Origin of the sequence: Cycloclasticus sp. P1, assembly GCF_000299965.1 — a bacterium.
Classification (GTDB): Bacteria; Pseudomonadota; Gammaproteobacteria; order Methylococcales; family Cycloclasticaceae; genus Cycloclasticus; species Cycloclasticus pugetii.
The window spans coordinates 1,959,986-1,978,724 of the sequence record NC_018697.1; the positions used below are offsets into that span (position 1 = coordinate 1,959,986).

The following is an 18,739-nucleotide window of genomic DNA, read 5'->3' on the forward strand; positions in this document are numbered from 1 at the left end:
GGGGGTCAGATTGGCGCGCACAGGTACAGCTATTAGGCAACGACCCACATGATTAACAACTGGCCACCTAGCCTTGCTCTCATAAGTGGCCACCATCTCAATATGCCACGCTTTCATCTTGTGTGCGCAACTCACCAATGGCTTTAGAGCTTGAGCAAGTGTTCAAGCATAAATATTGCCCCTGAAAAAATCTATCCAAGCAAAACAACGAGCAAGATATTCTCGATCGCTCATTGCCTTCATTACTCCTTGTTTTCACACACATACCCAAAACCACCCGGTCATAAATTTTTTTAACCTTTAAAATATAGCAGATAAAAACTCTTCTACAAGTCGATAAACAAAGACAATTCAATGGGCCGATAACAAACCCAAAATCACCTCTAATCGCTCGGTAGGATTGTCTATTTCAAGCAATCGTTGGCGCATAATATTTTCCATTGGAAATACTTCTGTTAGGCGGCAACTTACCCAGTTTGCATCTTTAAACCTTGTTTCATCCAATGAGTTATTGGGCTGATGCTTTTTAAGTATTCTTTTTAACATCGTGATTAACTCAGAGCACTCAGCAGGAATCGTTGCGCCCACAGGTTCCTCTAAAATTTTAATACTGGCAGTTCTTAACTGTTGATCAGACACTTGGCTATCTACTATGCTGAATCGCTGACAACCTAATGCCTCGATTTGCAGCACGCCATCGGCTGACTGATCCCAATTGATGATTTTAGCTAATGTGCCTATTGCATAACACTTGGCTGCATCACCTACCTCATGACCATCTTCAATCATATTAACGCCAAAAGGCATATTTTGTTTTAAACAACGGCTCACCATATCGAGGTATCGCGTTTCAAAAATTCTTAGCGACAAAACCCCTTCTGGAAAAAGGGCTACGGATAATGGAAAAATAGGGACATTGTTTGTTGAAATTTGCATGGCCGTGTTACGAATTTAATCTGTCTTCAATTATTTGATGAATACCGCTAAAACTACCATTGCTCATAAATAACACATGGTCATTTGATTGCACAACACTAACGATGGCTGCCACTAAATCATCAATGGTTTTAAAAAGCCTAATATTGGGATAATTACCCATCTCCATTTGCCAGTCCATCTCATCCGGCATAAAAACAAAAGCAAGGTCTGCTTGCTCTAACGAGGGTAACAAGGTCTCTTTGTGCACGCCCATTTTCATAGTGTTGGATCGTGGTTCAAGCACCGCTATTATCCGTTGATCTGCAACCTTTCCTCGCAAACCCGCCAAGGTGCTAGCAATGGCCGTTGGGTGATGGGCAAAATCATCGTACAAGGTAATATTATTTACAACCGCTCGAACTTCCATTCGACGTTTAACGTTTTGGAATCGCGCCAGCGCTTTAATTGCGGTGGCCGGCTTAACACCCACATGAGCTGCCCCTGCAATAGCAGCTAAGGCATTTGATACATTGTGTTGCCCGCTTAAGCTCCAACACACACGCCCCATAAAATCACCTTGATAATACACATCAAACTCGCCTTCACCTGCGTCAAGGTTATCGGCAAACCAAGTCGCTTTAGCTGATGACTGTTTAGCAAATTTTTCTACCGGAGACCAGCAGCCTTGTATGAGCACCTCGTCTAAGTTTTCATCACCGGAAGGGGAAATCAACAGCCCATTGTTTGGCACCGTTCTTACCAAATGATGAAACTGGCGTTTTATCGCACCAAGGTCATCAAAAATATCAGCATGGTCAAACTCAAGGTTATTTAAAATACAGGTCTTTGGCCGGTAATGTACAAACTTCGAACGTTTATCAAAAAAGGCCGTATCATATTCATCCGCTTCAATCACAAAGTAATCAGATTCTCCCAACTTAGCAGATATAGCAAAATTTAGCGGCACACCACCTATTAAAAAACCTGGTTTTAAACCAGCGTCCTCTAAGATCCACGCTAACATCGAACTGGTTGTCGTTTTGCCATGCGTGCCAGCGACAGCTAACACCCAATGATGTTGCAATACATGCTCGGCCAACCATTGTGCACCTGATGTGTAAGGCAGATTTAGATTCAACACCGCTTCAACCTCTTCATTGCCTCGCGACAGTGCATTACCTATCACAACAATATCTGGCTTTACCCTTAAGTTATCAGCACTATACCCCTGCATCAACTCAATCCCTTCGGCTTCAAGCTGAGTACTCATGGGAGGGTAAACACCTGCATCTGAACCAGTAACGGTATGGCCTAAACGTTTCGCCATAACGGCAAGCCCGCCCATAAAGGTGCCACAAATACCTAAAATATGTACTCTCAATTCACGTTTTCCTAGATAATATCGCTGAAGACCATCTTACTTCAGATACTGTTTATATTTGAAGGTAAAGGCCAATTTATTATGAACAACCACCCACATTGGGCAAACGCTATTATTTATAAAAACCATGAGTGATATAAAACGTCAAAAGATTCAAGTCGATGTAGACACTACTTACATCGCCTCTTCATCTGAACCAGAAGCAGCACGTTACGTCTTTGCGTATTCTATAACAATTAAAAATACCGGTAATATTGAGGCACAACTCTTGAGCCGTCATTGGATTATCACTGATGCTAATGGCAAAGTTCAAGAAGTGCATGGCGAAGGCGTCGTTGGCGAAAAGCCTCACCTACAACCAGGCGAGTCTTTTCAATATACTAGCGGTGCGGTTATTGAAACATCGGTAGGTGCGATGCAAGGCAGTTATCATCTACAAGATGCTGATGGCGAAAAGTTCACCGCTACCATTGCGCCCTTTTCTTTATCCACGCCAAGAACCTTGCACTAAGGCGCTGTTATGACAACCTACGCCATCGGTGATGTTCAAGGTTGTTATGATTCTCTTCGCCGGCTATTGGATAAAATTCAATTCGATCCTAACAAAGATCAACTATGGTTTGCTGGCGACCTCATCAATCGAGGTCCCAAATCATTAGAAACATTACGTTTTATCATCTCGCTAGGCGACAGCGCCCACAGTGTATTAGGTAATCATGAGTGCCATTTTTTAGCATCCGCACGTGGTCACAAGAAAGCACATCGCACAGATACATTTGCTAATATTTTAGAGGCTCACGATGCCGACCAGCTTATTCACTGGGTTCGGTCGCTTCCATTCTTACATCACGACAAAACACTCGGCTATACAATGATTCACGCAGGCTTGCCTGCCCCATGGACACTTGAAGATGCTAAACGATATGCAAAGGAGCTGGAAGCAGCCTTTCAGAGCGACTTATTCGATCCCTTTTTAGCAAGTATGTACGGTAACAAGCCTACCCACTGGGATAACAGCTTGTCAGGTCATGCACGTTTGCGCTTTATTATTAATTGTTTTACCCGAATGCGTTTTTGCGATGAACAAGGACATTTAGAGTTTAAAGAAAAAGGTTCGCCAGCAGATAGTCCGCCTCACTTAATACCTTGGTTTGAAGTACCTAAGCGGCAAACAGCCCAGGAAAAAATAGTGTTTGGTCACTGGTCAACTTTAGGCCTCAATAAACAAAACAACGCCTTTTGTTTAGACTCTGGCTGTCTTTGGGGTGGCCAATTAAGCGCCATGACACTGGATGGAACTGAGCGCATAATCTCGCTAGATTGTGACGCTTCATTAGAACCTTATTAGATTCGTCGATAGGTTATAAATGAATACGGGTAAGCGTGCTTTTCATCCGCTTCATGCTTAACCTGCTCAACAACCTCCCAATCTTCGGCTTTGATCTCAGGAAAAAAAGCATCTGCTTCAAAATCTTGATGGACCACCGTTAAATATAATGTCTCTGTCACCGGTAACATTTGCTCATAAAAACTTGCGCCACCAATGACCATCACATCATCAAATTCTTCCGTCGCCTCTAACGCTGCTGTAATTGAATGAACAATGACAATACCCTCAGCCGTAAAGTTATTATCACGGGTAATAACAATGTTTTTTCTGCCCGGTAATGCCTTTCCTATCGATTCAAACGTTTTACGCCCCATTAAAATAGGCTTTCCCATGGTGACCGACTTAAAATGCTGAAAATCTTTAGGTAAATGCCAAAGCAGCTCATTATTTTTCCCAATGGCTCTGTTTTCAGCCATTGCAACAATCATAGAAATCATTAAATCGCGACCGGTGCTTTAATCCCAGCATGGGATTGATAACCGATGATCTCAAAATCTTCATACCGATAATCAAATAATGAGGCGGGCTTTCTTGCTATCTGTAATTGAGGCAACGCTAAAGTATCACGTGATAGCTGTAAATTTGCTTGTTCAAAATGGTTGCTGTAGAGATGCACATCTCCCCCTGTCCAAACAAAGTCACCAACCTCTAAACCTGCTTGCTGAGCAACCATATGGGTTAACAAGGCATAGCTGGCTATATTGAACGGCACCCCTAAAAAGAAATCAGCTGAGCGCTGGTACAACTGACACGACAGTTTCCCATTAGCGACATAAAACTGAAACAATAAATGGCATGGTGGTAAGGCCATATCCGGTATCTGCCCCACGTTCCATGCACTCACTATCATTCGGCGAGAGTCGGGGGTGTTTTTAATTTGCGCCAACACCTCACTGATTTGGTCAATATTCTCGCCAGAAGGAGTTGGCCAAGAACGCCACTGGTGACCATAAACTGGGCCTAAATCACCCTTATCATCTGCCCATTCATCCCAAATACTCACCCCGTGATCTTTCAAATAGCGTGTATTTGTATCGCCATTTAAAAACCATAACAGTTCATGAATAATAGATCGCAAGTGTAATTTTTTAGTTGTTACCAACGGAAAACCTTTCGATAAGTCAAAACGCATCTGCCGACCAAACACTGACCGCGTTCCAGTTCCCGTTCTATCTTCTTTATCTGTCCCGTTATCGAGGATATCTTGCATTAACTCTAAATATTGTTTCATTAACTTAGCCTTTTTGTTTTGCTTTCAGCATTAAGACGGCTCCTAACAGCAACATTGGCAAGGTCAAAATTTGCCCCATGGTTAGCCAACCAAATGCTAAGTAGCCTAAATGCGCATCGGGTAGCCGGACAAACTCAACCGCAAACCTAAAGGCGCCGTAACCGATTAAAAACAGGCCCGACACGCTCATCCTTGCTCTTGGTTTGCTTGAATAAATCCATAAAATAAAAAATAGCACAAAGCCTTCTAGTGCCGACTCATACAATTGTGAAGGGTGCCTAGGCATATTACCTAACCCTGGCACTAGCATGCCTAGCGCAAAATCAGTCGGTTTACCCCACAACTCCCCATTAATAAAATTACCAATTCGTCCCGCCCCTAAACCAATCGGTACCAAGGGGGCAATAAAGTCAGTCACTTCAAAAAAGTGATGCTGGTATTTTTTGCCAAACAGGTACATGGCAACAAGCACACCTAATAAGCCACCGTGAAAAGACATCCCGCCTTGCCATATTTTTAACAAAATAACAGGGTTATCGATAAAAGCAGGGAAGTTATAAAATAACACATAGCCAATACGGCCACCCAATACCACACCCATCGCCGCGTAAAAAATAAGGTCATCAATTTGCTGAACACTCCAGCCCACCTTTTTAGCCCTATACCGACCTAACAACCATGCACCCACAAACCCAACAAGATACATGAGGCCATACCAGTGAACAGCCAACGGCCCAAGGTTGATCGCAACGGGGTCTATTTGAGGGTATACCAACATATTATTTAATCCTTAAAGGGAGTAAATATTTTAGCGTGTGCACGCCAAGACATGCATCTTTTATTTAACGCAACCTGATTAACAAAAGTTATCGATATTTTTAACATTTTTCTCATGTTAAATAAGACATGAAATCTAACAACAAAAATAACTATTGTGGCTACTCGAACAACTGACTAATATAAGAAATATAAAATAAGCATGATGAAAGGATTTACTGTACAAAGAAATGCCGTTGGTATGGTGATTAGCATCATCATTCGCACGGCTTGTAGTTAAGGACCCTTTCATCATTTTTAGCTGACAGGATTATACCATCCACAGATGAATTACTTCTTCTCGTCACTATTCAAGAAGCTGTCAGCGAAGTACCTGCTGCGGTCATTAAATACGCTAGTTTTTATTTATACGGTGGTCGATTTTATAATTATTGCTTTCACTATTTTCATGGTTGTGAAGGCTATTAACTCAACAAAAATAAACGGTGCTTATCAATGTTGAATGAATCTAACTTGTTAATTGGCGGCAACCTTACTGATCAAATAAAATTGAACCCTAAAATGGGCAATCGACACGGGTTGATTGCGGGGGCTACAGGCACTGGAAAAACCGTGACACTTCAGGTGTTAGCTGAAGGGTTCTCCAAGCTTGGTGTCCCTGTCTTTATGGCTGATATTAAAGGGGACTTATCTGGACTTGCTAACGCCGCATCAGCACACCCAAAAATCGAAGAGCGTATTAAGAAAATCAAAATAACAGATTATCAATCGCAAGCTTCACCAGTAGTTTTTTGGGATGTTTATGGAAAACTTGGTCACCCATTACGCACAACTGTCAGCGATATGGGCCCGCTACTTCTATCTAACTTACTCGAATTAAATGATACTCAAACGGGTGTCTTATACGCCTGCTTCAAAATTGCAGATGATAACGGATTATTGTTACTCGATTTCAACGACCTTAGATCAATGCTGACATGGGTGAGCAATAACACCAAAGAACTAAAAGGCGAGTATGGCAATATCACCTCCGTCAGCATTGGCGCAATACAGCGTGATCTGCTCATTTTACAACAACAAGGAGTAGAAAATTTTTTAGGTGAACCAGCCTTAAGGCTTGAGGATTTAATGCGTATTGACTGGTCAGGTCGAGGATTCATCAATGTGATGGATGTAACGCAACTCATGCAAAAGTCACCTCGTTTATACGCCACTATTTTATTATGGTTACTGTCTGAATTATTCGAAAACTTACCGGAGGTCGGTGATGCAGATAAACCAAAGTTTGTTATGTTCTTTGATGAAGCGCATTTGCTCTTTGACGATGCACCGGAAGCACTAACCGACAAAATCGAACAAATTGTAAGACTCATCCGGTCGAAAGGTGTTGGCGTCTATTTTATCAGCCAAAGTCCTATGGATATTCCGGAAAATGTCTTAGGGCAATTAGGCTTACGTATACAACATGCCTTACGAGCATTTACACCTAAGGACCAAAAAGCTATCAAACTGGTGGCTCAAACATTTCGACAAAACCCAAACATTGATATTACAACATGCCTTTCTGAGCTAGGTATTGGCGAAGCCTTAGTCTCCACACTTGACAAAAACGGTAGCCCTACACAGGTTGAGCGAACGCTCATTCGCCCACCTGAATCACAAATTGGCCCGATAAAGATGAAAGAACGCGCAGAAAAACTTGACCGTTCTCCTGTATCCGGAAAGTATGACACGCCAGTTGATCGAGAATCCGCTCATGAGCTCTTAAAAATAAGGGCAGAAGAAGCAGAAAAACGTGCGCTCGATATTGAAGAAGAAAAAGCCAGAAAAAAAACCACTCGTAAGAAACCTCAACGCTCTACCAATAGCCCAATGGACGCCATGATAAAAAGCGCCGCCCGAGCCATTGGAACTAAAATTGGCGGTAAACTCATACGCGGTCTCCTAGGTTCATTACTAAAGTAGTTTTAAACAAGGACAGATGAGTGTAAAGTTTTTAACGTCAACTCGACAAAACAACATAGGGAGAGAAAGATGACCGCATTATCTGATATAGAAGGAATTGGACCAGCATATGCAGAAAAACTAAGGGACGCCGGTTTAACATCAATTGAAAATTTATTAGAGGTTTGCTGTACAAAAAAAGGACGCAAAGAAATTGCCGAAAAGTCTGGCTTGAGTGAGAAACTTATCCTAGGCTGGGCCAACCGCGCAGATTTAACGCGTATTAAAGGTGTCAGCACACAATATGCAGACTTATTGGAATGCGCTGGCGTTGACACGGTACCAGAACTAAAACAACGAAACGCCGAGAACTTACACGCTAAAATGGCACAGGTGAATGAAGATAAAAATTTAGTCCGTAAAGTTCCCGCCTTATCACAAGTAGAAAGTTGGGTTGAGCAAGCTAAAGACTTACCTAAAAAAATCACACATTAAAAGCTTCCAGCACCCTATATAAAAGCCGTATATATCGTTAATGCTATGTACGGCTTTTTTTTACCCCAAAACAATCCTTTGTAAACTTTACATCCATGAGAAAGTATCTTGTTCTAATAATAGCGATCATTATTTTTTTCACCTTCTTTAACAAACAGCATCAACCCCTTGATACACCTCATGACTCAAGCTCTTCTACGTCCACGTATTCAACTGATGCGTTAATAAGCGCTTATAACAACAAACAAAGCGATAAAATTATCACTGCCACAGGCACCGTGAGCAAATTATTAGCCGATGATAACAATGGCAGCAGGCATCAAAAATTTATTGTCCGTATTTCACCCGTATTAACAGTCTTGGTTGCGCATAATATTGACCTAGCTCCTCGAGTAAAGGCCTTAAAAAAAGACGACCCTATTACATTTAAGGGAGAATATGAGTGGAATATAAAAGGTGGTGTTATTCACTGGACCCATCATGACCCTAGAGGCATACACCCAGCCGGATGGATCAAATATCGTGGTAAAGTTTACCAATAAGATGAAAAATTAGAGAACATTATGAGCAAACCAACAAAAAGCAAAAAGATTCCAACAAAAGCAGAACCATTACTTGGTTCAAATTTAGTCAACGTAGACATTGGTCAAATACACTCATGCGCTCTTTCAGAGGATGACACCCCTAACTTACAAGAAAGTAATGAGTTTAGAAGTGCCGGTGTGTTAATGAAAGCCATTGCTGATGAAGCCCTATCTTGGCGACAATCACTTGAAGAAGGCCTACAACCAGCTATTGTGGCCGTTCTACAAGGTGGCATTCAAATTGACGTGTTAAAACTCTCTCAAGTCAGTTTCCACGGTATTAGAATTGAAGGCAAAATGGGCGGAAATAGCTGCGTGATGTTTGCTCACCAATCCAGTGTACAAATGCTCTGTCACGCGATAGAAATAAAAGAAGAAGCCCCCCAACGATCCATCGGATTTATCTGGCCGGATAAAGAGGTTCACATATAAAAAAAAGCGGCATGTAAGCCGCTTTTTTTATACCCTTTTACGCTCTACCCGAGCAACGGCGCAATAACCAAACTTACAATCGCCATTACATTAATCAAGATATTCATTGAAGGGCCTGATGTGTCTTTAAAGGGATCGCCTACCGTATCGCCTACCACTACGGCAGTATGGGTATCAGAGCCTTTACCGCCTAAATTCCCTTTTTCAACGTACTTTTTAGCATTATCCCAAGCACCACCGGCGTTCGCCATCATCAATGCTAACAACACGCAACATAGCAATGCGCCTGATAACATACCGCCTAAGGCTTCAGCGCTTATGAAAAAACCAACTAAAGGAGGCGCACTCACTGCAATCACACCGGGCACAATCATTTTCTTAAGTGCTGCTGTTGTTGCAATATCAACACAACGAGCGGTGTCTGGCTCGGCTGTTCCTTCTAATAAACCATCAATCTCTTTAAATTGGCGACGAATTTCCTTAATCATCTCAAATGCCGCATCACCGACAGCTGTCATCGTCAACGCGGCAATAACAAACGGAATAACCCCACCAATAAATAAACCAATTAATACTTGCGGGTCATTTAACTGCAAAGAGAAATCTGGCACATGTACCGATACTGTTTCTATAAACGCAGTAATAATCGCCAATGCCGCTAATGCTGCTGCACCAATAGCAAAGCCTTTACCTATCGCTGCTGTTGTATTACCCAGTTCATCTAACGAATCTGTGATTTTACGAGTTTCCTCGCCCAAGCCCCCCATTTCAGCAATACCACCGGCATTATCAGCAACGGGGCCATAAGCATCTATGGCCATAGTTATGCCAACAGTCGCCAGCATGCCCACCGCAGCAATACCCACACCGTATAAACCAGCAAAGTGGCTGGAAACTGCAATCACTCCACAAATACTAAATGCTGGGATAGCGACTGATTGCATACCAACAGATAAGCCTGTAATCATCACCGTTGCAGGGCCCGTTTCACCTGATTTAGCGATATGTTTAACCGGCGCTCCTGCAGTGTAATATTCTGTCACTAAGCCAATTACCATACCACCTACTGCACCGGCCAAAACCGCTACCCAAACATAATTACTCACATCCATCATCAAAATAAGTAGCAAAGCCACAACAATAAATAAAGCAGATGCCCCCATGGTCCCCATACGCAGTGCTTTTTCTGGCGACTTAGACGCGTTGTTTTTAACAATGACAATACCTCCAATTGAGCACAACAAACCAATTGAGGCCAATGCCAAGGGTAAAAACATTAAACTGGACTGTGCGCCCAGCTCTGACAACAAAACAGCAGACATTGTTGATGCAATCGCAATGGTCGCAATCATAGACCCACAATATGATTCAAAAATATCTGAGCCCATGCCAGCAACATCGCCCACGTTGTCGCCAACATTATCAGCTATCACGCCCGGATTACGCGGATCATCTTCTGGAATACCCGCTTCAATTTTCCCCACCAAATCCGCACCAACATCTGCACTTTTAGTAAAAATACCGCCACCTACACGAGAAAACAGCGCAACAACTGAGGCGCCCATCGCAAAGCCATGTATAGCATGTGAGCTTTCGGGGTCACTGCCAAAAAATAAATACATCAAGCCTAAACCCATTAGGCCAAGAGAGGCTACCGCTAGCCCCATAATTGAACCACCAAAGAAAGCAACTGAAAGAGCTGCCTCGGCGCCATCTGTATGAGCGGCCGTTGTTGTTCTAACATTCGCTTTGGTGGCTGTATTCATACCGATGTAACCAGCCGCACCAGAGGCCAACGCGCCCACTAAGAAGCAAAGTGCTGTTGCCCAACCTAAAAATATAAATGTTAAAACAAATAAAGCGGCCGCAAAATTAACCAGCATTTTATATTCGCGCTTCATAAAAACCATTGCGCCTAAATGAATTTGCTCAGCAATTTTTGCGACAACACCCTCACCTTCCGGGTACTTCATTACCAAGCTATATACATATTTCGCTGCATACAAACCAAAACACCCAATAATAGGGGGCAATAAGTGACTCAACTCCATAGTTTTCTCCTGATGATTATTCTATTTCCCGCTGATTAGCTTCATAAAAACATCACGCCCTCTCTTTTTTACTCTGCCTACTGGTATGGTGCAAGCAGAAAGCTTAATTAAATCAAATCCTCCCTGTATAATGCGGCACAACATTCAATCCAACATAAAAACATAGGAAAAAACATGAGCCTTAACCTAGTCCCTTCTGGGGAAGATCTACCCCATGACGTTAACGTTATTATCGAAATACCCTCTCACTCTGATCCTATTAAATATGAAGTCGACAAAGAATCTGGCGCATTATTTGTAGACCGATTTATGGGCACTGCTATGCATTACCCATGTAACTATGGATACGTGCCGCATACACTTTCTGATGATGGTGACCCAGTGGATGTGCTCGTTATTACACCCATTCCTTTGATGAATGGCTCGGTTATTCGCTGTCGCCCTATTGGTGTTTTAAAGATGACTGATGAAGCAGGTGAAGATGCCAAAGTATTGGCTGTGCCTGTATCAAAACTGACACCCTTGTATGATGATGTTAAATCCTATGAAGATATCTCACCGGTTACCTTAAAACAAATCGCTCACTTTTTTGAACACTATAAAGATTTAGAAGCGAATAAATGGGTAAAAGTTGAAGGATGGGAAGGTGTTGATGGTGCCGCCAAAGAAATTACAGAAAGTGTTGCTCGTTACAACGCTATAGAAGAAAAGCCTAACTTCTAAACGGCTTGTTCTGATCAATAACCGCTGGTGTTTTTTTCAACCCAGCGGTTTTTTTCTGCCTGCAAAGCGGTAGAACTAAGGTTCTCTTTTTTCCAAAAAGGTGCCTTACTTTTTAAATCTTCCATAATAAAACGACTCGCCTCAAACGCATCTTTACGATGTACCGACCAAGCAGCCACCAAGACTATAGGATCATTTGGCAATAGCGCCCCTACTCGATGAATAACTAATGTTTCCAGCAGGTCCCACTGTTTTTTTGCCGATTGAACGATCTTTTCCAAGTGTTTTTCGGTCATTCCAGGATAATGTTCAAGAAACATTCCGTTGACGGCATCTCCCTCGTTAATATCACGCATCGTTCCAATAAAATTAGCACAAGCACCAAACTCACCTTCTCGCTTCATTTCTCGCTGAAAGGTTGATAACTCATGCCAAGGGTCAAACGCTTTTTGAATAATTTTAATCATTCTCAACCACCCGTAACTGGAGGAAAAAAAGCCACTTCATCGCCAGCATGTACTAACGAGTCCGCCTGCGCATATTCATGATTAACCGAATACAGCACCTGCTGGGATACATCGTACCCCTTGCTCACATGCTTCCAAACATCTTCGACCGTTTTTAGGCCGTCAATATTAAGCTGTTGCTCGCTACGCCCGAACAGCTCTTTTAAACTGGCAAAATAAAGTACTTTTACAGACATCGCTTCTTCATACATCTGACTATTTGATTGTGTCATAATTGATTATATTATCATGTTAACAAACGAATCGAGCCACTAGATTATGTCTGAACTCACACATTTTAACACCGCCGGTGATGCTCATATGGTCGATATTAGCGCCAAAGCCGATACCGACCGGACAGCCGTAACTGAAGGCTTTATTGAAATGAGCGCTGCCACCTTACAACGGGTGATGAACGGCGATAATAAAAAAGGCGATGTGCTGGGTATTGCACGGATCGCTGGCATTATGGCCAGCAAAAAAACAGCTGACCTTGTGCCCTTATGCCACCCCTTACCAATTACCCATGTGGACATTAAACTGGAACCTGATACGCAAAATAACTTGATTGCTTGCCAAACCACCGTCACCACATCGGGCAAAACAGGTGTTGAAATGGAAGCCCTTAATGCTACTCAGGTAGCCTTACTGACAATTTACGATATGTGCAAAGCGGTTGACCGCGGTATGACTATTCAAGGTGTTCGTTTGCTTGAAAAGAAGGGCGGGAAATCAGGTCATTGGAAACGTGAGGAGCCATAAGCATGGACTTTAAATTACATCCATGGCTTGCTGAAGATTGTTACTACCTAGGCGATTTTCCTTTGTGTGCACTTTTACTGAGCAAAGACGCCAATTACCCTTGGTACATTCTTGTGCCCCGACAAGCAGGCATTGTCGAAGCATTTCAGCTCAATAAGCAGGACCAACAAACACTACAAGATGAATCCTTACAATTCAGCCAAGCGTTAAGCGCAGCCTTTTCCGCTGACAAGATGAATATCGCCGCATTAGGAAACATGGTCCCGCAATTGCACCTTCATCATATTGTTCGTTATAAACATGATGCCGCTTGGCCAAATCCTATATGGGGCCATGTGAGCGCTAAACAATACACCCCTTCTGCATTACAAGACCGTATTCAAAAAACACACCAATTGCTCGGTCAGATGCACTTCACCCCTAACTTACAAACCAGCTAAAACAGGGCTTATTTTGAACCAACAAACCACCGCCATCTTATTAGCAGAATGTCCTGATCAAGCTGGCATTATCGCAAAAGTTACCAATTTTCTTACTAAGAATAATGGCAATATCGTCGATTTAGAACAACATGTCGATACTGCAGATAAGCACTTCTTTATGCGTGTTGAATGGCAACTAGAAAACTTTTCTATTGACCGCGAACAGATTCAAAAAACCTTTTCGGAAGAAGTTGGCTCGGCGCTTAATATGAACTGGCAGATAGCATTTTCTGACATTAAACCTAAGCTTGCACTGTTTGTTTCACAGCATGGGCATTGTTTGTTTGACATTCTTTCTCGCTACCAATCCGGCGAGTGGGACGTCGAGATCCCCCTGGTCATCAGCAATCACAAAAACCATCAATCACTTGCTGAAAACGCAGGCATTGCTTTTCATCACATACCCATCACTGCCGACAACAAGCAGCAGCAAGAACAGACGCAACTTGACTTACTTGCCAAGCATCAAATAGACACTATTGTGCTGGCTCGTTATATGCAAATATTAAGCGCCAACTTTATAGACCATTACCCGCATCAAATTATTAACATTCACCATTCTTTCTTACCCGCTTTTCCAGGCGCTAGGCCGTATCATTCAGCGCATGAAAGAGGGGTCAAGATTATTGGTGCCACTAGTCATTATGTCACCACGGAATTAGATGCAGGCCCTATTATTGAACAAGATATTGTACGCATCAGGCATAACGATAATATCGAAGATTTAAAACGCAAGGGCCAAGACAATGAAAAAATTGTGTTATCTCGCGCTATCCGACATCACCTAATGCACAAAGTATTAGTTTACAAAAACCGTTGTATCGTCTTTGTGTAACAACCTAATCAACAGCGGCTTAGTTGCCCAGTTGGTTTTGCGTAAATAAGCAACCGAGTCAAAAAGCCATTCCCAACCACGCTCTACTTAGTTGTAACAACAGAGCTACTTAAGCTGGGACGTTTTGCGCCGTCAGATGATGCACCAACCTCATCAAAAACAAACCAATAAAAAACCCCAACACCCAACAAGACGGCCACCACACTTAAGACAACCATCATATAAGCAAAGCGGCTTACTGCCTTTTTATTCGCTCTCACTGCATCTCTCCTTCATCTACAAAACAGAGTAAATCTGCATAAGTAAACGGCCAAGCCAACACTTGCTGAACAGCATCTTTCATCACAACGGGTATGCGCGTTCCATACTGTTCAACTAACTCTTCTGAGTCAATAATATCCACCACTTCGATTTGAAAACGCGTTGGATACTGCACTAATAACTGCTGTAATAACCGCTGTGCATCCTCACATAAATGACATCCTTCGGTTGTATAAAAGGTTAACTCAATTATCATCTGGGTCATACGCAAGACTTGGGGCCAGCCAACGTTCTATATATTCTAACGATTCACCCTTACGCACCGCATAGTCTTCAACTTGGTCTTTCTTTAGTTTTCCAACATTAAAATACTGCGCCTGCGGATGCGCAAAGTACCAGCCGCTCACTGCTGCAGTTGGGTACATGGCAAAACTTTCTGTTAACTCAATACCTGCTTGCTCGCTAGCATTAAGCAATGAAAACAATGTGGCCTTTTCAGTATGATCAGGACAGGCAGGGTAGCCTGGAGCAGGACGAATACCCGTATATTTCTCGCCAATAAGCTCGTCATTTACAAGTGATTCATCAGCGGCGTACCCCCAATAATCTTTTCTTACATGCTGATGTAAGCACTCAGCAAACGCTTCTGCTAAACGATCAGCTAACGCCTTGACCATAATCGATTGATAATCATCATGATCTGCTTCAAATCGCTTAATATGCTCTTCAATGCCAATACCCGCCGTTACTGCAAATGCGCCAATGTAATCATTAATGCCTGAACCCTTTGGTGCAACCATGTCCGATAAGCAGTAATTTTTACGTCCTGGTGGCTTGATATTTTGCTGACGTAAATGATGTAAAACTGCTGCTTCATTAGAACGCGACTCATCTTCATAAACAACAATATCATCCACTTGACTATTGGCTGGATAAAAGCCAAAAACCCCACGAGCCGTTAGCCACTTCTCATCGATAATTTTTTGCAGCATGATTTTGGCATCTTTTAACAAGTCCTTTGCATGCTGACCGACTATTTCATCTTCTAAAATTTTAGGGTAGCTTCCAACCAGCTCCCAAGTTTGAAAAAAGGGTGACCAATCAATAAACTTTGCAATTTCATCCAGTGGAAAATCATTCAACACCTTGGTACCCAAGAAACTCGGCTTTACCGGTGTATACTGACTCCAATCAATCGTGCTTGCATTCTGCCTGGCATCGTCTAAATTAAGCTGGCGTTTTGTAGACTGACGACCCTTATGACGCTCACGAACTTCAGCATATTCCTCACGAATTTTTTGCTGATAATCATTCGCCGCGCTTTTATCCATTAAATTACTCAACACACCAACCGACCGAGACGCATCGGTAACGTACACACTTACACCATGATAGTGCGGTTCTATTTTTACCGCTGTATGCGCACGCGATGTCGTCGCACCGCCAATCATTAACGGTATATCAAACCCTTGGCGTTCCATTTCTTTTGCCATATGCACCATTTCATCCAAAGATGGCGTAATCAGGCCGCTTAAGCCAATCACATCAACATTGTGTTTACTGGCTTCTTTCAAAATAGTATCTGCAGGTACCATTACACCCAAATCAACTACTTCAAAACCGTTGCATTGAAGCACAACAGCAACTATGTTTTTACCGATGTCATGCACATCGCCTTTGACTGTTGCCATTAAGACTTTTCCGTTAGTCTCCACCACATCACCCTTTTCTTCTTCCATAAACGGCATTAAATAGGCGACCGCTTTTTTCATAACACGCGCAGACTTTACGACTTGCGGTAAAAACATCTTACCAGCGCCAAACAAGTCACCTACTACATTCATACCATCCATCAGCGGCCCCTCGATGACGTGTAAAGGACGCTCAACTTCTTGTCGAACCAATTCGGTATCTTCTTCAATAAATTCTGTAATGCCTTTAACCAGCGCATGCTCTAAGCGTTTTTTAACCGGCCAAGATCGCCATTCGGCGGCTTCTTTAACCGCTTCTTCTGAATCACCCTCAAGGTATTTTTCAGCAATGGCTAATAAGTTCTCTGTCGCAGAGGTACCGCTTTTAGGTGTCCGGTTTAAGATGACATCTTCGACACTCTCGCGTAGCTCATCAGGAATATCGTCATATACTGCTAGCTGCCCTGCATTGACAATGCCCATATCCATGCCTGCTTGAACCGCATAGTATAAAAATACCGCATGAATCGCTTCCCTGACTTTGTTATTTCCTCGAAAGGAGAAGGACACATTCGAAACACCACCAGACACCATAGCATGTGGCAAAGTTTGCTTAATAACACGTGTTGCTTCAATAAAATCAACCGCATAATTATTGTGCTCATCGATGCCTGTGGCAATGGCAAAAATATTAGGGTCAAAAATGATATCTTCGGCTGGGAAGCCAACCTTTTCAGTCAGCACTTTATAGGCACGTGTACAAATTTCAACTTTACGTTCAAATGTATCTGCTTGCCCGGTTTCATCAAACGCCATCACTATCACTGCCGCGCCGTAACGCATAATGGTTTTAGCTTGATTGATAAAATTTTCTTCGCCTTCTTTCAGACTAATCGAATTGACGATCGCTTTGCCTTGCACACACTTTAAACCGGCTTCTAAAATATCCCATTTAGAAGAATCGATCATCACGGGAACCACCGATATATCTGGCTCTGCCGCTATCAAACTTAAAAAACGTATCATCGCTGCTTTCGAATCCAACATGCCTTCATCCATGTTGATATCGATCACCTGAGCGCCACTTTCCACCTGCTGACGCGCTACATCGAGTGCTGTTTCGTAATCTTGCTCTTTAATTAGGCGTTTAAACCGAGCCGAACCGGTCACATTCGTTCGCTCACCCACATTGACATACAGAGAGTCTTTAAAAATATTCATCGGCTCTAAGCCAGACAATCGACAGGCAACCTCAAGCTTCGGTATTTCCCTTGGTGCACTATCGCTCACTGCTTCTTTCATTGCCGTTATGAATTCAGGTGATGTTCCACAACAGCCACCAATAATATTCAAGAAACCACTTTGCGCCCACTCCCGAATATGGCCGGCCATATCGTCTGGTGTTTCGTCATAACCACCAAACTCATTCGGTAGACCTGCATTGGGGTGTGCACTGATATACGTATCGGCAACACGAGACAACTCTTCTACATATTGGCGCAACTCTTCAGCACCAAGAGCGCAGTTAAAGCCAATACTAATCGGCTTGATATGTCTTAGCGAATTCCAAAATGCTTCGGTTACTTGACCTGACAACGTTCGACCGGAGGCGTCGGTTATTGTGCCAGAAATCATGACTGGGTATTCAACATCATGTGTTTCAAAATACATTTGAATCGCGTACAGCGCCGCTTTCGCATTGAGCGTATCAAAAATGGTTTCTACCAAGATAATATCGACCCCACCTTTTATCAGCGCATCAATTGATTCTGTATAAGCCTCCGCCAATTCATCAAAGCTGATATTTCTAAAAGCAGGATCGTTTACATCCGGCGAAATACTGGCCGTACGATTTGTTGGGCCTAAAACACCTGCTACAAAACATACTCTGCCAGGGTATTTTGCCTCAATCTCATCTGCCGCTTTTCTTGCAATACGAGCCGATTGTTCGTTAATTTCATACGATAACTCTTGCATATCGTAATCAGCCATAGCGACACGTGTTGAATTAAAAGTATTCGTTTCAACAATATCCGCACCCGCTTCAAAATAAGCCAAATGGATAGCACGGATAGTATCTTCTTGAGTTAACGATAATAAATCATTATTGCCTTTTACATCGCTTGGCCAGTCAGCAAAACGCTCTCCACGATAATCACTTTCGTTAAAGTCATACGACTGAATCATCGTACCCATAGCGCCATCCAGTAATAAAATGCGTTGCTTTAATAAATCTAACAGCTGTGTATGTTTTTCTGTTTGTGCCATTGTTTCGG

At 42.7% G+C, this 18,739-nt stretch carries 22 protein-coding genes; 11 read left to right on the forward strand and 11 right to left on the reverse strand.

The features are described 5' to 3' along the window. Positions 1-351: 351 nt before the first annotated feature. Together Q91_RS09490 and mpl are read right to left on the reverse strand one after the other, a co-directional pair. Positions 352-936 carry an LON peptidase substrate-binding domain-containing protein gene (locus tag Q91_RS09490; protein ID WP_015006677.1) on the reverse strand — a complete coding sequence of 195 codons (585 nt, stop codon included), beginning with the start codon at positions 934-936 and terminating at the stop codon, positions 352-354. Between the two features lie 7 nt (positions 937-943). Continuing rightward, complete coding sequence (gene mpl / locus Q91_RS09495) at positions 944-2,299, reverse strand: UDP-N-acetylmuramate:L-alanyl-gamma-D-glutamyl-meso-diaminopimelate ligase (protein ID WP_015006678.1); 1,356 nt, start codon at positions 2,297-2,299, stop codon at positions 944-946. 127 nt (positions 2,300-2,426) lie between these two features. Here mpl and apaG point away from each other — a divergent pair, with 127 nt between their 5' ends. Together apaG and Q91_RS09505 are read left to right on the forward strand one after the other, a co-directional pair. Continuing rightward, positions 2,427-2,810, forward strand: coding sequence for a Co2+/Mg2+ efflux protein ApaG (gene apaG, locus Q91_RS09500; protein WP_015006679.1), 384 nt, complete (start codon positions 2,427-2,429; stop codon positions 2,808-2,810). Between the two features lie 9 nt (positions 2,811-2,819). Next, positions 2,820-3,647 carry a symmetrical bis(5'-nucleosyl)-tetraphosphatase gene (locus tag Q91_RS09505; protein WP_015006680.1) on the forward strand — a complete coding sequence of 276 codons (828 nt, stop codon included), beginning with the start codon at positions 2,820-2,822 and terminating at the stop codon, positions 3,645-3,647. On the opposite strand, the gene Q91_RS09510 is transcribed toward Q91_RS09505, so the two are convergent. The 3 genes from Q91_RS09510 to lgt are packed head-to-tail and all read right to left on the reverse strand — an operon-like array spanning position 3,644 to position 5,698. Next, the gene (locus tag Q91_RS09510; RefSeq protein WP_015006681.1) at positions 3,644-4,126 is read right to left on the reverse strand and encodes a dihydrofolate reductase; all 483 of its coding nucleotides are present in this window, start codon (positions 4,124-4,126) and stop codon (positions 3,644-3,646) included. The two genes, Q91_RS09505 and Q91_RS09510, sit on opposite strands and share 4 nt — an antisense overlap. Further along, positions 4,126-4,920: a thymidylate synthase gene (thyA, locus tag Q91_RS09515; protein WP_015006682.1), complete on the reverse strand. Its 795-nt coding sequence runs from the start codon at positions 4,918-4,920 to the stop codon at positions 4,126-4,128. Before thyA ends, Q91_RS09510 begins: the two co-directional genes overlap by 1 nt. 4 nt (positions 4,921-4,924) lie before the next feature. Further along, the gene (lgt, locus tag Q91_RS09520; RefSeq protein WP_015006683.1) at positions 4,925-5,698 is read right to left on the reverse strand and encodes a prolipoprotein diacylglyceryl transferase; all 774 of its coding nucleotides are present in this window, start codon (positions 5,696-5,698) and stop codon (positions 4,925-4,927) included. A gap of 324 nt (positions 5,699-6,022) precedes the next feature. Here lgt and Q91_RS11865 point away from each other — a divergent pair, with 324 nt between their 5' ends. The 5 genes from Q91_RS11865 to Q91_RS09540 all read left to right on the forward strand — a co-directional run bounded on the left by Q91_RS11865 (position 6,023) and on the right by Q91_RS09540 (position 9,152). After that, positions 6,023-6,199 (forward strand): MscL family protein, encoded by a 177-nt coding sequence (locus tag Q91_RS11865; RefSeq protein WP_202948165.1) that lies wholly within the window; start codon positions 6,023-6,025, stop codon positions 6,197-6,199. After that, positions 6,193-7,662, forward strand: coding sequence for a helicase HerA-like domain-containing protein (locus Q91_RS09525; protein ID WP_015006684.1), 1,470 nt, complete (start codon positions 6,193-6,195; stop codon positions 7,660-7,662). Before Q91_RS11865 ends, Q91_RS09525 begins: the two co-directional genes overlap by 7 nt. A gap of 69 nt (positions 7,663-7,731) precedes the next feature. Continuing rightward, entirely contained in the window at positions 7,732-8,136 is a 405-nt protein-coding gene (locus Q91_RS09530) for a DUF4332 domain-containing protein (RefSeq protein WP_015006685.1), read from the forward strand. Between the two features lie 95 nt (positions 8,137-8,231). Next, positions 8,232-8,678 carry a DUF3465 domain-containing protein gene (locus Q91_RS09535; protein ID WP_015006686.1) on the forward strand — a complete coding sequence of 149 codons (447 nt, stop codon included), beginning with the start codon at positions 8,232-8,234 and terminating at the stop codon, positions 8,676-8,678. A 21-nt stretch (positions 8,679-8,699) separates the two neighbouring features. Next, on the forward strand, positions 8,700-9,152 hold the full coding sequence (locus Q91_RS09540; RefSeq protein ID WP_015006687.1) for a hypothetical protein: 453 nt from the start codon (positions 8,700-8,702) through the stop codon (positions 9,150-9,152). A 44-nt stretch (positions 9,153-9,196) separates the two neighbouring features. Here the strand turns inward: Q91_RS09540 and Q91_RS09545 are convergent, their stop codons facing one another. Further along, complete coding sequence (locus tag Q91_RS09545) at positions 9,197-11,203, reverse strand: sodium-translocating pyrophosphatase (RefSeq protein ID WP_015006688.1); 2,007 nt, start codon at positions 11,201-11,203, stop codon at positions 9,197-9,199. A gap of 174 nt (positions 11,204-11,377) precedes the next feature. On the opposite strand from Q91_RS09545, the gene ppa reads away from it, so the two are divergent. Further along, a complete protein-coding gene (gene ppa / locus Q91_RS09550; protein ID WP_015006689.1) occupies positions 11,378-11,926 on the forward strand; it encodes an inorganic diphosphatase in 549 nt (182 codons plus the stop codon). Positions 11,927-11,940: 14 nt separating this feature from the next. Here the strand turns inward: ppa and Q91_RS09555 are convergent, their stop codons facing one another. Both Q91_RS09555 and moaD read right to left on the reverse strand, forming a co-directional pair. Further along, positions 11,941-12,393, reverse strand: a complete 453-nt coding sequence (locus tag Q91_RS09555) for a molybdenum cofactor biosynthesis protein MoaE (RefSeq protein ID WP_015006690.1) — start codon at positions 12,391-12,393, stop codon at positions 11,941-11,943. A 2-nt stretch (positions 12,394-12,395) separates the two neighbouring features. Next, positions 12,396-12,665: a molybdopterin converting factor subunit 1 gene (moaD, locus tag Q91_RS09560; RefSeq protein ID WP_020932094.1), complete on the reverse strand. Its 270-nt coding sequence runs from the start codon at positions 12,663-12,665 to the stop codon at positions 12,396-12,398. 46 nt (positions 12,666-12,711) lie between these two features. Between moaD and moaC the strand changes: the two genes are divergently transcribed. From moaC to purU, 3 genes are read left to right on the forward strand one after another with little or no spacing between them, the layout of a single operon-like run. Then, the gene (moaC, locus tag Q91_RS09565; RefSeq protein WP_015006692.1) at positions 12,712-13,194 is read left to right on the forward strand and encodes a cyclic pyranopterin monophosphate synthase MoaC; all 483 of its coding nucleotides are present in this window, start codon (positions 12,712-12,714) and stop codon (positions 13,192-13,194) included. Between the two features lie 2 nt (positions 13,195-13,196). Further along, positions 13,197-13,634, forward strand: a complete 438-nt coding sequence (locus tag Q91_RS09570) for an HIT domain-containing protein (RefSeq protein ID WP_015006693.1) — start codon at positions 13,197-13,199, stop codon at positions 13,632-13,634. Between the two features lie 13 nt (positions 13,635-13,647). After that, positions 13,648-14,511, forward strand: a complete 864-nt coding sequence (gene purU, locus Q91_RS09575) for a formyltetrahydrofolate deformylase (protein ID WP_015006694.1) — start codon at positions 13,648-13,650, stop codon at positions 14,509-14,511. 83 nt (positions 14,512-14,594) lie between these two features. Here the strand turns inward: purU and Q91_RS11625 are convergent, their stop codons facing one another. The 3 genes from Q91_RS11625 to metH are packed head-to-tail and all read right to left on the reverse strand — an operon-like array spanning position 14,595 to position 18,731. Continuing rightward, positions 14,595-14,771, reverse strand: coding sequence for a hypothetical protein (locus tag Q91_RS11625; protein WP_015006695.1), 177 nt, complete (start codon positions 14,769-14,771; stop codon positions 14,595-14,597). Continuing rightward, the gene (locus Q91_RS09580) at positions 14,768-15,037 is read right to left on the reverse strand and encodes a glutaredoxin family protein (RefSeq protein WP_232228635.1); all 270 of its coding nucleotides are present in this window, start codon (positions 15,035-15,037) and stop codon (positions 14,768-14,770) included. The genes Q91_RS11625 and Q91_RS09580 overlap by 4 nt, the downstream gene beginning before the upstream one ends. Continuing rightward, complete coding sequence (gene metH / locus Q91_RS09585) at positions 15,018-18,731, reverse strand: methionine synthase (RefSeq protein ID WP_015006697.1); 3,714 nt, start codon at positions 18,729-18,731, stop codon at positions 15,018-15,020. Before metH ends, Q91_RS09580 begins: the two co-directional genes overlap by 20 nt. Positions 18,732-18,739: the final 8 nt, after the last annotated feature.

Coding starts and splice junctions, on each gene's coding strand:
- moaC (WP_015006692.1), top strand. CDS start 12,712: ATGTCTGAACTCACACATTTTAACACCGCCGGTGATGCTCATATGGTC.
- apaG (WP_015006679.1), top strand. CDS start 2,427: ATGAGTGATATAAAACGTCAAAAGATTCAAGTCGATGTAGACACTACT.
- Q91_RS09545 (WP_015006688.1), bottom strand. CDS start 11,203: ATGGAGTTGAGTCACTTATTGCCCCCTATTATTGGGTGTTTTGGTTTG.
- Q91_RS09525 (WP_015006684.1), top strand. CDS start 6,193: ATGTTGAATGAATCTAACTTGTTAATTGGCGGCAACCTTACTGATCAA.
- thyA (WP_015006682.1), bottom strand. CDS start 4,920: ATGAAACAATATTTAGAGTTAATGCAAGATATCCTCGATAACGGGACA.
- Q91_RS09505 (WP_015006680.1), top strand. CDS start 2,820: ATGACAACCTACGCCATCGGTGATGTTCAAGGTTGTTATGATTCTCTT.
- moaD (WP_020932094.1), bottom strand. CDS start 12,665: ATGACACAATCAAATAGTCAGATGTATGAAGAAGCGATGTCTGTAAAA.
- Q91_RS09510 (WP_015006681.1), bottom strand. CDS start 4,126: ATGATTTCTATGATTGTTGCAATGGCTGAAAACAGAGCCATTGGGAAA.
- metH (WP_015006697.1), bottom strand. CDS start 18,731: ATGGCACAAACAGAAAAACATACACAGCTGTTAGATTTATTAAAGCAA.
- Q91_RS09490 (WP_015006677.1), bottom strand. CDS start 936: ATGCAAATTTCAACAAACAATGTCCCTATTTTTCCATTATCCGTAGCC.
- Q91_RS09570 (WP_015006693.1), top strand. CDS start 13,197: ATGGACTTTAAATTACATCCATGGCTTGCTGAAGATTGTTACTACCTA.
- Q91_RS11865 (WP_202948165.1), top strand. CDS start 6,023: ATGAATTACTTCTTCTCGTCACTATTCAAGAAGCTGTCAGCGAAGTAC.
- ppa (WP_015006689.1), top strand. CDS start 11,378: ATGAGCCTTAACCTAGTCCCTTCTGGGGAAGATCTACCCCATGACGTT.
- lgt (WP_015006683.1), bottom strand. CDS start 5,698: ATGTTGGTATACCCTCAAATAGACCCCGTTGCGATCAACCTTGGGCCG.
- Q91_RS09535 (WP_015006686.1), top strand. CDS start 8,232: ATGAGAAAGTATCTTGTTCTAATAATAGCGATCATTATTTTTTTCACC.
- Q91_RS09530 (WP_015006685.1), top strand. CDS start 7,732: ATGACCGCATTATCTGATATAGAAGGAATTGGACCAGCATATGCAGAA.
- Q91_RS09580 (WP_232228635.1), bottom strand. CDS start 15,037: ATGACCCAGATGATAATTGAGTTAACCTTTTATACAACCGAAGGATGT.
- Q91_RS09540 (WP_015006687.1), top strand. CDS start 8,700: ATGAGCAAACCAACAAAAAGCAAAAAGATTCCAACAAAAGCAGAACCA.
- Q91_RS09555 (WP_015006690.1), bottom strand. CDS start 12,393: ATGATTAAAATTATTCAAAAAGCGTTTGACCCTTGGCATGAGTTATCA.